The sequence below is a fragment of the Nocardia sp. CA-120079 genome (genome assembly GCF_050955745.1).
Lineage (GTDB): Bacteria > Actinomycetota > Actinomycetes > Mycobacteriales > Mycobacteriaceae > Nocardia.
The window spans coordinates 3,552,857-3,565,748 of sequence record NZ_CP192088.1 but is presented as its reverse complement, the minus strand read 5'-3'; the positions used below and the strand labels follow the sequence as shown (position 1 = coordinate 3,565,748).

Sequence of the window (12,892 nt, the reverse complement as noted above, 5' to 3'; positions counted from 1 at the left end):
TCTTAGTCTGTGGACGTGGGACGTAGCGGTTACTGCTCGACGAGCCGACGACAGCCGTCCCGCCCGCCGGGCAGGCCCACGGTGTCGAGCCAGCGTTCGAGTTGACCGAGCTGCCATAGATCATCGATCTCCACCAGTACCGCGAGGAACGACAGCTGGGCGGCGGACAGTTCCGATCCGACCCGGACGGTATCCGGAAAGGCTCTGTGCAGGAAGGAAATACAGTCGGCGTGCACGGTGCTCGGATTCGCGGCCCAGGCCGCTTCGATCGCGGCGGGCAGCAGCGTCTCGAAATCATCGACCCGGCTGACGAGTTCGCGGATGACATCGTGGCGCAGCCAGCCGTCCTGTCCGGGCAGATGGCGATCGAACCACCGGTCGATGACCTCAGGATGCTCCAGCGCGGCAAGCAGTTCGTCGGTGGCACGCTGTTCGGCGGCGAATGCGGGCGCGAGGGCGGCGCAGGTGCGCACACCGGGATGGGCATCGGCGAGCAGTTGCTCCGGACGGCCGCCATTGAGGCCGGAAATCCGTGCGGCAGTGGCGCGTTCGACCGGATCCGACATGGTCGGCCCGATTTCGTCCACCCGCTGCAGCAGCGCGGCCCGCTTCTCGGCATAGGCCGGATGCGCGGTGAGTTCGATCAGCGCCCGCAGCGCGGCCATGCGCACCGTCACATCCGGAGCGTCGACCAGGGGCTCGACCGCCGCAATCACGCCGGGAACAACTGCGCGACAAGCGATCTCGTCCCTGGCCCGCATCGCCGCGCGGAATTCGTGGTCATCGATGGCGGCCAGCAAGCCCGGTGGCGTCGGAACATGTTCCACCAGAAGGGCATTGGCTGGATCGGGCCCCAATTCCAATAGCCCGGCGCGCCGATTCGCCTTGACGCGCTGCAGATCCTCTTCGGTACGGCCGGATGGATAGGCCTCGGCATACAACTGGTCATCGGAGATCCCCGAACAACACCCCTGCGCGAACACCTCGAGATACTCGAGCAGCGCGACGCGCAACGGTCGCTGACCCGGATCCCACGGCAGTATGTCCTCGACCTTCATCTCGGTATGCGGGCGCGCCAGCAGTTCGGCCACGATCGCGACGAACGGCGCGGTCGCGGAGTACACACTGCCCTGATGCAGTAGCGCGGCGTCGAGATAGCCGACCGCGTCGACGCAGGACTCGGCATCACCGTCCATCAGGGCCCGCAGGTGCGCCGGAGCATCCGCCGCCGGGCCGTAAGCATGTTCCAGCTCGGCCCAATCGACATCGGCTATCGCCCGCAACACCGGATCCATCGGATTGATCATGCTGCAGCCGGGCACGTCGATCAACTCGAGCGAAACACTTGCGTTACCCGACTGACCTAGGGGCCGGTTCGAGATGATCGCCGATCAGCATGGTTCCCGGTCCGCGCCGCGCGCCGGGACCATGCCGCCAGTCCACATTGTCGGCGGTGAGCGGCCCGCCGCAATCACGGCAGACCACCACCCCGGAAGTGAGGTGTCCGCAATCGCGATGCACGACCAGCGCAGGCGGCCCCGCAGGCCCGGCGAGCCACTTATCGCCCCACGTGATGAGCATGGTGAGCACCGGATACAGATCGCGCCCCTGCTCGGTGAGCACATATTCGTGGCGCACCGGATTCGTCTGATAGGCCCTCGCCTCGACGATCCCGTACTGCCGCAACGCATCCAGACGCGCGGTCAGGACATTGGAGGCGATGCCGAGATCGCGGCGGATGTCCTCGAACCGGTTCACCCCGACGAACAGGTCGCGCAGGATCAGCGGCGTCCACCGCTCCCCGACCACGTCGAGCGTTCGCGCGATCGAGCACACAATGTCGGACATGGCAGCTTTGGGCACCCACCCATCCTAGTCCATTGCTTTTTGCAAGTGACTCCGTTACGTTGCGAAACAACCAACTGCGAAGGGGTGATCGAGACATGTCCGATGCTGTGGCGCGGTTTCGCGAGGCGACGGAAGCCGGCGATGTCGATGCGCTGATGACGACCCTCGCACCCGATGCCGCACTGACCTCTCCGGTCTCGGGCAGATTGGTCTTCCGCGGTCACCAGGATCTGCGCATCCTGCTGGCCGCGGCGTACGGCAGTCTCGGCCGGCTGCGCTGGACCGAGCACATCGGCGAGGGTGCGCGCCGAGTTCTGCTCGCCGAGGCCGCCGTCGGACCGTTCCGGATGACCGAGGCGATGATCCTCGAATTGGACGCCGACGGCCGCATCCGCCGCCTCGAACCGCACCTGCGGCCCTGGCTCCCGCTGACCCTGCTGGCGGTGAAGCTGGCGCCGCGCCTACTTCGTCATCCGGGCGTCATGCGGCGCGCGCTATCACGTTTCGACCAGCCCCGCACCGGTTAGCTCGAGTCGTCGGGTCACCCCGATATCGTCGAGGAAACGGGGGTCGTGGCTGACGACGACCAGTGCGCCCTCGTAGTTGGCCAGGGCCTGGGTGAGATGGTCGAGACTGGGCAGGTCGAGGTTATTGGTTGGCTCGTCGAGCAGCAGCAGCTTCGGGGCCGGATCGGCGAGCAGGAGCATGGCCAGGGCCGCGCGCAGGCGTTCACCGCCGGACAGGGCCGCCGCCGCGACGTCGGCGTCGACGCCGCGAAACAAGAAGCGGGCCAGTTGGGCTCGGATCTGTTCGGCGCCGGCATGCGGTGCGGTCGCGGCGACATTCTCGAAGACCGTCCGCTGTTCGCCGAAGATGTCGAGGCGCTGCGGCAGTATGCGCCACGGCACCTGCGGCGGTTCGGCGGCGATGCGGTGCAGCAGTGTGGTTTTGCCCGCGCCGTTGCGACCGGTCAGTGCGATCCGCTCCGGCCCGCAGACCCGCAATGTCACGGTCGGACCGCATGCCAATTCCACCCCCTCGAGATCGATGACGTCCTGGCCCGGGTAGAGCCGGGTGTCCGGCAGGTCGATCCGGATCTGTCGGTCGTCGCGCAACAGGTCCTCGGCCTGCTGTAGCTGCTCCTTCGCGGTGTCCAGCTTTTCGATGTGGTTATTGCGCAGCTTGCCCGCCGACACCTGCGCTGCGCGTTTGCGTGCGCCCATGACGATCTTCGGCTCACGTTTGTTCTCGAACATCTTCTGCCCGTAGCGGGCCCGGCGATCGAGTTTGATCCGAGTTTCGACCAGTTCGCGTGCCTGTTTGCGAACATCGCTGCGTGCGTCACGGATTGTCGCGCGCGCGACCTCCTGCTCAGCTTCGATGATCCGCTCGTATTCGCTGAAATTGCCGCCGAACAAACGCAATTCACCCTGACGCAGTTCGGCGATGGCGGACATCCGCTCCAGCAGCTCGCGGTCGTGGCTGACCGTGAGGACGGTGCCCGAGAACTGGGCGACGACCTCGTAGAGACGTTGGCGGGCAACGTGATCCAGGTTGTTGGTCGGCTCATCGAGCAACAGCACATCCGGATCGCGCAGCAGCTCGGCGACCAGCCCGAGTAGCATCGTCTCGCCGCCGGAGAGGGTTTCGAGGCGGCGGTCCAGCTGTTCGGTCGAGTCGGCGAGATAGTGCAGGCCCAGTCGGCCGAGCAGCGCGACGGCACTCTCCTCGACGTCCCACTGCGCGCCGACGATATCGAAGTCGGACTCGTCGCCGATGCCGGATTCGATGCGGTGCAGTGCCTTTCGCGTCTCGGCGATGCCCAGTACCGCGTCGACGCGCTGACCGTCGCCGAGTCCGAGATCCTGGCGCAGGTAGCCCAGCCGCCCGGTGAGCGAGATCGAACCGCGCGCCGGGGCCAGCTCACCCGCGATCAGCCGCAGCAGAGTGGACTTGCCCGCACCGTTGCCGCCGACCAGGCCGAGGTGGCCCGGTCCGAGCACTGCGTCCAGACCGTCGAAGACGGGGGTGCCATCGGGCCAGGAGAAAGCGAGATCGGAAAGAGACAGATTGGTCATGTGGACCCCAGAGGTTGCGCGGGAATGCGGCGCACAGGATGCGGGCCGCCCGAGTGGCTACCTCATGAGAGCAACGACATGACTCCGATCAACGGGGATAAGACCCGTCTAGATTAAACACATCCGCGGATGTTGTGCCAGTGATATTCGGATCACATGCTGTGTTCGGAACGCCGCAGCGACGAAATCGGCACCCGAGCCCGCAACGCCAGCCTCGTCGACGAACTCGCCTCCGCCCTGGTCCCGCGCCGGCATCCGCTTCTTCGGCGACAGCATCCCCTCCTCCCGGAAAACCCCCGAATCGTCCAGGGCGACCGAGTAACCCACCTCGACTACCCGGTCCGCCCACACTGAACGCCGAACTACCCGCCGGTCCCGATCACCGCCGAGATCTCCGCCGACAGCGGATACGGTCGCTCGACCGGAAGGGCATCACCAGCTGCGGACAACTGCCCGGCGATCACCAGCTCGTGGATTCGCCGCGCCTGATCGGTCACGTCTCGGATCTCGGTGATCCCCTGCCCGGGCTTGCGGCCCCATCCGCAGCGATACATCATCCACAGGAACGACGGCTTGATCCACGTCATCCGCTCCCGCTTGAACGGACTCACGAAAGTCCCTGCGGCCACGGCGGGTTCGGCAATCTGCGGCGAATACGCTTGATAGACAGCTACTGTCGAATCGTCGTACGAAGCCCGAATCTGCCGTGTCGGCGCGGAAACATCCACTCCGCGATCCTCGCAGCTCGAATCCGAGCCGGCAAACCCGGCCGAACGACCTAGACCCGAACCACCGAGGTCAACGGGTAATCGCCTTGGCGCTCCCGGCCATTGAGGAAACTCAGCTCCAGAACCACTGCGGCCGCGATGATTTCGGCACCCGCGGCCTGGAACAGATCCGCGGCGGCGGCCAATGTGCCACCCGTGGCCAGCACATCGTCGAGCAGCAGAATGCGCCGCCCCTTCAGCTCGACACCGTCGGCCGGAATCTCGAGCGATGCGGTGCCGTACTCGAGGCTGTACTCACGCGAGATAACCGGCGGCGGCAACTTACCGGCCTTTCGCACCGCCATGACACCGGTTCCCAGCGTCGCGGCGACACCGGCCCCGAGGATGAATCCGCGCGCGTCTACGCCCGCGACCAGGTCGGCATCGGGCGCGCACGCCGCGAGGCAGTCGATGACGGCCCGGAAACCCTCCGGATCGGCAAAGACCGGCGTGAGATCGGCGAAGCGAATGCCGGGAGAGGGGAAATCGTCGCGCCAGCGGGTGAGGCGTTCGACCAGTTCGGCCGCCTTACCTGTCCGCTCGGCTAGGACGTCGTCCGATTCCACCGCCGCATGCTTGCTCATCGACACCTCTCCATGGTTACTCACCCACCAACACCTGTCACCGCTTCAGCACCCAGCGGTCCATGTTCCAGCCGGTGCCCTCCTGGGTGGGCCCGGCTATGCCGTTCTGCAGACCGTTGCCGAACGCGATGGTGCGGGGCGTGACGAACAACGGAATGCTCGGCATCTCCGCCCACAGCAGGTTCTCGGCCTCGGTGCGCAGATTCAGCGTTGTGGTCGAGTTGTCGTCGCCCGCAAGCTGATCGGTGATCGAATCGTAGCGGCCGTTACCGAAGCGACCGAAATTGAGCCCGCTACCGGTGCGCAACGCGCTGGTAGCGGCCACACCCGTCTCGGATCCGGCCGGACCCGGGGCCGATGCGGTGCTGCCGAGGACGGCGTCGACTTTGCCCTCGGTGAGCTGAGACGGCGTGAAATCGGCGGATCCGGCATCCACCACATTGATACCGGCGGGTTTGCATGCGTCGGCGATCATCTGCACGGTCTGCGCGCGCCGATCGTCCGGCTTCACATATCCGATCCGGATGGTCGGTTTGGCCGCACCGGCGCTCGCGGCCGCCGCGGTCGCATCACCACCGCGGTACTTGTCGGCCGCGCCGATCACGTTCGGGTAATACAGCGAATCCTGCTGTGTGATACGAGAATTCAGCACGGCCGTGCCGAGCCCGGTCTTCGGCGCATCCTTGGCCTTGCCGAGCTTGTCGAAGAGGTCCTGGCGCGGCACACAAAATGCGAAACCGCGCCGCGCGTCGGCCGAGGCGAACACTCCCGAAGTAGCGAGCACCAACTGCTCGGCGCCGCGCCCGGGCACGGTCCGCACCGAGAACCCGTCCAGATTGATGTCTTTCACCGATCCGGCACCGATATCTATGACCCCGACCGCATTGTCGCCGACCTTCGCCTTCAGGTCGGCGGTCTTCGGATACACCACGATCCGCCCGGTCTCGGGCTTATTGCCCCACCAGCGCTCGTTCGCGACCAGCACCAGACCGTCCTTGGCGGAGTAGGAATCGATCCGGTACGGCCCCGACGACGGGAACCGCGACAGATCCACCTTGTCCGCGCCGATCGTCCACCCGTTGTTCCAGAAGTCGGCGATCCGCTGCAAGGCGGCCTGATCACCGGACTGCACGGCCGTCACCACATTCGCCACATTCGCCACCCGAGCGGCGACATGCGCGGGCATCAACTCACCCGCGGTGAACAGGTTGCGCCACGGCAGGTAGTGGTGGTCGGCGCGGAACACGACGGTGGCGTCCTTGGATCCCGGCTGACAGTCCACCCGTTCGATATCGGAGTATCCGGCGGTGCTCGCGGCATCGAAGAGCGGAACCTGGCCGCGGTCACCGGGTTTGGTGTAGCGGCCGCTGCGCGCGGCCCAGGCGAGCACCAGATCGTCACATGACGTCGGCACCCCGTCGGAGTACACCCCGTCCGCATTGAGCCGGTACTGCACCGTCTGCGCCTCGCCCGGCACCTCTTTCGCGGTGCCGACATCGGTGTCCGCGACCTGTTGACCGTCCGGTCCGGTGTAGAAGAACCCGGTCAGCACCCGCGCGAACACCGCATCCGAGCCGGTGCTCGCACCGAGCGCGGTACCGCCGTTGTAGGTGGCGATCACCGCGTCGACGGCATAGCCGATGGAGGGCACCTGATTCTGGCTGGAACACCCCGCCATCACCGTGGCCGCCACGGTGCCCGCAGCCACCGCTCCGATCAGACGTGCCCCTCGCGACTGCTTCATATATGCAAACCCCTGCCGTCGGCTGTCAGTGCCTGCGCTTGTTCCGCTTTCCGCTCGGCCGTGCGCCCGGACGCGGAGCCTGTCCGGGTTCCCGCACGGGACGCGCACCCAGCTCCCGGCCGGTCGCCGCGACAGCGCGCCGCTCCGCCTCGGCTCCGGCACGCGCCGATGCAAGTCCGGCCCGCTTGTTGAGCACCTTCTTGGTGTGCGCCGCGACCGGACCCCACCGCTCCTTGATCGACACCAGCAGCGGCACCGCGAAGAAGATCGACGAATACGCGCCGACGATCATGCCGACCAGCTGCACCAGCGCCAGATCCTTCAGCGTGCCGACACCGAGCAGCCACACCGCGATCACCAGCATGCCGACAATCGGCAGGATGCCGATGACCGTGGTGTTGATCGACCGCATCAAGGTCTGGTTCGCCGCGAGGTTCGCCTGTTCGGCATAGGTGCGCCGGGTCGTATTGACCACACCGCGGGTGTTCTCCTCGACCTTGTCGAAGACAACGACATTGTCGTAGAGCACGTAGCCGAGGATGGTCAACAGACCGATCACCGCGGCGGGTGTCACCTCGAAGCCGACCAGCGAGTAGATGCCCGCTGTGACGATCATGTTGAAGAACAGCGAGGCGATCGCCGCGATCGACATATCCCGTTCGAAGCGGATCGCGATATAGACCATGGTGAGCGCGATGAACACGACCAGCGCGATCAAGGCCTTCTTGGTGATCTGGCTACCCCAGGTCTCGCTGATCTCGGCGATGCTGATCGCATTGCGCGAAACGTTGCCGTCCTTGTCCTTCGGCTGGAAGGCGTTGAACAGTGCGGTCTGCAGCGTGTCGGTCTGGGTGGCGCTCAACGTGTCCGAGCGGACCTGGATGGTCTCCGCCGCGCCGGATCCCACCTTCTGCACCGTCACCGGGGCATGGCCGATGGTCTGGGAGTAGATGTCCTCGACCTTCTGCGTGGTGGCCGTGCCCGCCGCGGGCAACTGGATGCGCGAACCACCGGCGAAATCGATGCCGAGGGTGAATCCGCGAATTCCGATGCTCAGCAACGAGATCAGCACGAAGGCGGCGGTCAGCGCGTAGTAGAAACGCCGCCGACTGACGATCTTGAATCCGCCGGTACCGGTGTAGAGACGCTCGAAGATGCTGTGCTTGGGCGCCTCGATATCGTTCACCTCGTCGGCGAACGGCTCCAGGGTCGAGTTCGTCATCGTGCCGTCTCCTTAACCAGCGCCTCGCCGGCCCTACGCTCCCTGGCCACTTCCTGAATCGCACCGAGCCCGTTGACCGACGGCCTCGCCCAGAACGACGAGCGCGAGGCAAGCATCATCAGCGGCGCGGTCACCAGGTACAGCACGATCACGTCGAGGACGGTGGTGATACCGAGGGTGAACGCGAAGCCCTTCACCTGACCCGCGGCCAGGATGTAGAGCACCACCGAGGCGATGAGGCTGACGGTCTTACCGGACAGGTTGGTGCGCTGGGCCCGCTGCCAACCGCGCGGCACCGCCGAACGGAAGCTGCGACCCTCGCGCATTTCATCCTTGATCCGTTCGAAGAACACCACGAAGGAGTCGGCGGTCAGACCGATACCGATGATCAAACCGGCGATACCGGCCAGGTCCAGCGTGAATCCGATCCACCGGCCGAGCAGCACGATGATGCCGTATACAGCAACACCCGAGGCGATCAGCGAGAATCCGGCGAGGAAGCCGAGCATCCGGTAGTAGAGCAGGCAGTACAGCAGCACCACCGCGAGACCGATCGCACCCGCGAGCAGACCCGCGCGCAGCGAGGACAGACCGAGCGTCGCCGAAACCGTCTCGGCCTCGGAGGTCTGGAACGACAGCGGCAGCGAACCGTACTTCAGGGTGTTCGCGAGCTCCTTGGCGCTGGCCGCGGTGAAGCTGCCGGAGATGGTGGTACGACCGCCCTGCTGCGGACCCGACTGCACGACCGGCGCGCTGACCACCTTCGAGTCGAGTACGAATGCGACACGCTTGTTGATGTATTCACCGGTCAGCGAGGCCCACGCATCGCTACCACCGGATTTGAATTCGAGGTTCACCTCGTGGCGCGCCTGCTGCTGGTTGAGTCCGGAGGTGGCGTCCTTGATCTCCTGGCCGTCGATGCGGCTCTTGTCCAGCAGCAAGATTTCCTTGCCGTCGGTGGAGCAGGCGACCAGCGGCAGATTCGGATCGTCGTTACCGGCCAGCGGGTCGGACTTGGTGCAATCCATCGCGGCCATCGCGGCCTGCTGCACCGTGGGATCGGTGCTCTGCCTGGTCGCCTTGGCGTCCGCGATTTCCTTCTTCGCCTGCTCCTGCGGCGTCAGGCCGCCGGGCGGGGCCGGCGGCGAGGTCGGGGCCTGCGCGGGAAAGACGCGTGGCTGCGGGGTCGACTCCGCCGCGGGCGCGGACTCTGTGGTCGGCGCCGCCTCGGTGGTGGGCGCGGGCTGGGTCGGTACGGTGCCATCGGGGTTGAGCTGGGTGGTATCCGGCACAGTGCCCGGCGTTGCCGCCCCCGGCGTCCCAGCCGTACCCGCCGTACCCGTCTGCGGCGTGGCCTTGCCGCCGACCGCGGGCACCGCCGACAGCACCGGACGGATGTAGAGCTTGGCGGTCGTCGCCAGCGCCTTGGCCTGGCCACCATCGTCACCCGGAACCGTGATCACCAGGTTGTCGCCGTCGATGACGACCTCGGAGCCCGAAACACCGAGACCGTTGACGCGGTTCTCGATGATCGTCTGCGCCCGGCGCAGACTGTCCTGGTTGGGCTTGCTGCCGTCGGGCGTGCGCGCGGTCAATGTGACGCGAGTACCGCCCTGCAGGTCGATGCCGAGCTTGGGGGTCGGGGAATGGTCACCGGTGAAGAACACCAGCGCATAGATCACGGCCAGCAACACGGCGTAGACGCCGAGCAACCGGAGCGGATGCGCCGATCCCTGGGAAGGTGGCACAGTTCGTCATCTCCTAGGCGGAAGTCGAGGGTGGAACAGGCGGGCGCGCACGGCCGGGCACCCGGACGGATGGCCCGCGGCGATCTGCAGCACGCGGGCACATCAGCAAACCGATCAGTCCTTGGTCAGCCGGGTCTCGGTCTGCTCCGCGGACTCCTCGACGGGACCGGCCTCGGTCTCATCGGTCACGGTCTCATCCGTGGTCTCGTCCTCGGTGCGCACATCGCGGATGGCCTGACGCAACCACGTGGTGACAACGTCCTCGGCGATCTCGAGATCGACCGTGGTGTCGTCGAGATCGACCACGGTTCCGTACAGACCCGACGTGGTGGTGACCTGATCGCCGACCTTCAGGCTTTCCTGCATGGACGTGACCTTCTCGGCCTCGCGCTTCTGGCGGCGCACACCGAGGAACATGGGCACGAGCAGGGCTACCAGTAGGAGCGGAAACAGAAGTTCCATCGTCGAAGTCAGTCCCTAGTCTGTGGGTGGGAATGGGCTATTACCCCAACAGTCTGCCAGCTCATGTCCTCACCACCACACCGGCACACCCTCGAGTCCCGGAATCCGGGGCTCGAGCCGCCCCGGGACAGCACGAGCCCCGCGACCGAACGAAGGTCGTGGGGCTGCCAAACGGGGCGTTCTAGGCGGTCTTGCCGTAGATGTAGTCGTCGAGCGGGAAGCTGACCGCCTCGCGGTGGGCATTGACGGTGCTGGTCGGACGCAGTAGCGCGGCCTCACCGTGCTGGTTGAAGTAGTAGCTGCGCGCGGTCGCGCAGTCACCACCGTAGAACACCGAGGAACCCAACTTCTCGGTGACGCGGTCCAGGAACCGGGTGTTGGCCTGCTCGGTCACCTCGAAGGTGGTCTCGCCGCGCCGGAACATCTCACCGAGCAACCGGCCCATGTGCTTCATCTGGGCCTCGATGGTGGTGAAGTAGGACAGACCGCTGTAGGAGTACGGGCTGTTGAGGCTGAGGAAGTTCGGGAACTTCGGCACGGTGATGCCCTCGTAGGCCTGGAAACGGTTGTCGCGCCAGAACTTTCCGAGGTCGACGCCGTCGCGGCCGATGATCTCGATGGCCGGAAAATTCACATCCCACAGGTTGAAGCCGGTGGCCAGGATCAGGGTATCGATCTCGGTCTTGTGTCCGTCGGCGGTGACGATGCCATCGGCCTCGATGTGATCGATCGAATTGGTCTCCAACCGCACATTGGGCTGGTTGAACGTCTTGAAGTACTGGTTGGAGAAGGTGGGGCGCTTGCAGCCGAAGTCGTAGTGCGGGGTGAGCTGCTTGCGAATCTCCTTGTCGCGCACCTGGGCACGCAAATGCGCTTTGGCGAGTACGCCCGCGGCCATATTCAGCGGCTTGGCCTGCTTGAAGTGCAGGACGCCGACCACCATGAGCGCCTCGAGCATGCTGGTGTTGACCAGGCGCGCGGCCTTCTGAGTGGCGGGCACGCGCGCGAACAGCTTCTGCACCGGCGCGGGAATCGCGGTGTCGATCTTCGGCACGACCCAGATCGGGGTGCGCTGGAAGACGGTGAGTTCCTCGGTCTTCTTCGCGGCCTCGGGAATCAGCTGCACGGCGGTGGCACCGGTGCCGATAATGGCGGCCTTGCGACCCGAGAGGTCGAAATCGTCCTCCCACGCGGTGGTGTGGATGATCTTGCCCGCGAAGGAATCGATGCCGGGAAACGGCGGCGTGTAGGGCTGGGACAGGAAGCCGGTGGCGGTGAGAAGGTAACGGCCGGTGACGGTTTCACCGCCCGCGACGGACACGACCCAGTGCTGGTGCTCCTCGTCCCAGCGGGCGCCGTCCACCACGGTGCCGAAACGCATCCTGGGGCGCAGGCCGTACTTGTCGGCGACGTGGGCGGCGTACTTCTTGAGCTCCCCGCCCGGCGCGAACAGGCGCGTCCAATACGGGTTGGGCTCAAAGGAATACGAGTAGGTCACCGAGGCGATATCGACCGCGAGACCCGGGTAGTGATTGACATGCCAGGTGCCGCCGAGGTCGTCCTCCCGCTCCAGAATGACGAAATTGCTCAGACCCAGCCGGTCGAGCTCGATACCCGCTCCCATGCCGCCGAATCCCGCACCGATCACGACCGCGTCGTATTGAGGCGCCACGTCGAACCTCCTGCTTTAAACATTCCATCGGGAATGTAGGAACCATTCCTCACGGAATGACACATCATTCCGTTTGTGAACACCGTATCATCGGACAGGTGACGAAGCCATCCACGCGTGCGCCCCGCCCAGCGGCCGGAAATGCGATCCAGCGACGCAAGGCCGAACTGCGGCAGGAGATCATCGACACCGCCTTCGTCTGCTTCGCCGAGAAGGGCTATCACGCCACCGGCATCGCCGATATCGCCAATGAATTGGGCATCGGCCACGGCACCTTCTACCGGTACTTCAGCAATAAGCGCGAGATCATCGACGTGGTCATCGACGATCTGGCCGCCCGGATCATCGAGGCGCTCGGCACCGACAACGCACCCGACGCCGCCACCTCCCTTGACGAATATCGCGTCCAGATCGACCGCATCGGCGCCGCGCTCACCCGGATCCTCGTGGACGACCGCCGCGTCGCCCAACTGCTGCTGTTCCATGCCACCGGCATCGATGACGAGCTCACCGCCCGGCTCTACGGTCTGCTCGATATGGCCGACGCGCTCACCGCGGGCTACCTGTCGCACGGTGTCGAACTCGGTTATCTGCGTGCGGATCTCGACACCAAGTACACCGCGAAGGCGGTGACCGGCATGCTGCTCGCAGGCATCGTGCACGGGCTGCGCAATCCGGACGAGGCCGCGGTGCAGGAGTTGAACGAGGCGATCCGGCGGCTGCTGATCGACGGCGTGCGCAAGGACTGAAAACCGGCAAATCTCCAG

General features: G+C 65.7%; 12 protein-coding genes. 2 read left to right on the top strand and 10 right to left on the bottom strand.

Annotation, left to right across the window (positions count from 1 at the left end):
- Nucleotides 1-29: 29 nt before the first annotated feature.
- Nucleotides 30-1,295 carry a hypothetical protein gene (locus ACQPYR_RS16340; protein WP_433633091.1) on the bottom strand — a complete coding sequence of 422 codons (1,266 nt, stop codon included), beginning with the start codon at nt 1,293-1,295 and terminating at the stop codon, nt 30-32.
- A gap of 55 nt (nt 1,296-1,350) precedes the next feature.
- Complete coding sequence (locus ACQPYR_RS16335) at nt 1,351-1,863, bottom strand: winged helix-turn-helix transcriptional regulator (protein ID WP_433633089.1); 513 nt, start codon at nt 1,861-1,863, stop codon at nt 1,351-1,353.
- Between the two features lie 80 nt (nt 1,864-1,943).
- Here ACQPYR_RS16335 and ACQPYR_RS16330 point away from each other — a divergent pair, with 80 nt between their 5' ends.
- Nucleotides 1,944-2,375 carry a nuclear transport factor 2 family protein gene (locus ACQPYR_RS16330; protein WP_433633087.1) on the top strand — a complete coding sequence of 144 codons (432 nt, stop codon included), beginning with the start codon at nt 1,944-1,946 and terminating at the stop codon, nt 2,373-2,375.
- Here ACQPYR_RS16330 and ACQPYR_RS16325 read toward each other — a convergent pair.
- The 8 genes from ACQPYR_RS16325 to ACQPYR_RS16290 all read right to left on the bottom strand — a co-directional run bounded on the left by ACQPYR_RS16325 (nt 2,346) and on the right by ACQPYR_RS16290 (nt 12,125).
- Complete coding sequence (locus ACQPYR_RS16325) at nt 2,346-3,926, bottom strand: ABC-F family ATP-binding cassette domain-containing protein (protein WP_433633085.1); 1,581 nt, start codon at nt 3,924-3,926, stop codon at nt 2,346-2,348. The two genes, ACQPYR_RS16330 and ACQPYR_RS16325, sit on opposite strands and share 30 nt — an antisense overlap.
- 362 nt (nt 3,927-4,288) lie before the next feature.
- Nucleotides 4,289-4,654 carry a DUF4291 family protein gene (locus tag ACQPYR_RS16320; protein ID WP_433633083.1) on the bottom strand — a complete coding sequence of 122 codons (366 nt, stop codon included), beginning with the start codon at nt 4,652-4,654 and terminating at the stop codon, nt 4,289-4,291.
- A gap of 50 nt (nt 4,655-4,704) precedes the next feature.
- The gene (locus ACQPYR_RS16315; RefSeq protein ID WP_433633081.1) at nt 4,705-5,277 is read right to left on the bottom strand and encodes an adenine phosphoribosyltransferase; all 573 of its coding nucleotides are present in this window, start codon (nt 5,275-5,277) and stop codon (nt 4,705-4,707) included.
- A 37-nt stretch (nt 5,278-5,314) separates the two neighbouring features.
- Nucleotides 5,315-7,021, bottom strand: a complete 1,707-nt coding sequence (locus tag ACQPYR_RS16310; RefSeq protein WP_433633079.1) for an ABC transporter substrate-binding protein — start codon at nt 7,019-7,021, stop codon at nt 5,315-5,317.
- A 25-nt stretch (nt 7,022-7,046) separates the two neighbouring features.
- The gene (secF, locus tag ACQPYR_RS16305; RefSeq protein WP_433633077.1) at nt 7,047-8,243 is read right to left on the bottom strand and encodes a protein translocase subunit SecF; all 1,197 of its coding nucleotides are present in this window, start codon (nt 8,241-8,243) and stop codon (nt 7,047-7,049) included.
- Entirely contained in the window at nt 8,240-9,991 is a 1,752-nt protein-coding gene (gene secD / locus ACQPYR_RS16300) for a protein translocase subunit SecD (RefSeq protein WP_433633075.1), read from the bottom strand. Before secD ends, secF begins: the two co-directional genes overlap by 4 nt.
- A 114-nt stretch (nt 9,992-10,105) precedes the next feature.
- Entirely contained in the window at nt 10,106-10,453 is a 348-nt protein-coding gene (yajC, locus tag ACQPYR_RS16295; protein WP_063043674.1) for a preprotein translocase subunit YajC, read from the bottom strand.
- A 181-nt stretch (nt 10,454-10,634) separates the two neighbouring features.
- A complete protein-coding gene (locus ACQPYR_RS16290) occupies nt 10,635-12,125 on the bottom strand; it encodes a flavin-containing monooxygenase (protein ID WP_433633073.1) in 1,491 nt (496 codons plus the stop codon).
- A gap of 98 nt (nt 12,126-12,223) precedes the next feature.
- On the opposite strand from ACQPYR_RS16290, the gene ACQPYR_RS16285 reads away from it, so the two are divergent.
- The gene (locus tag ACQPYR_RS16285) at nt 12,224-12,874 is read left to right on the top strand and encodes a TetR/AcrR family transcriptional regulator (protein WP_433633071.1); all 651 of its coding nucleotides are present in this window, start codon (nt 12,224-12,226) and stop codon (nt 12,872-12,874) included.
- Nucleotides 12,875-12,892: the final 18 nt, after the last annotated feature.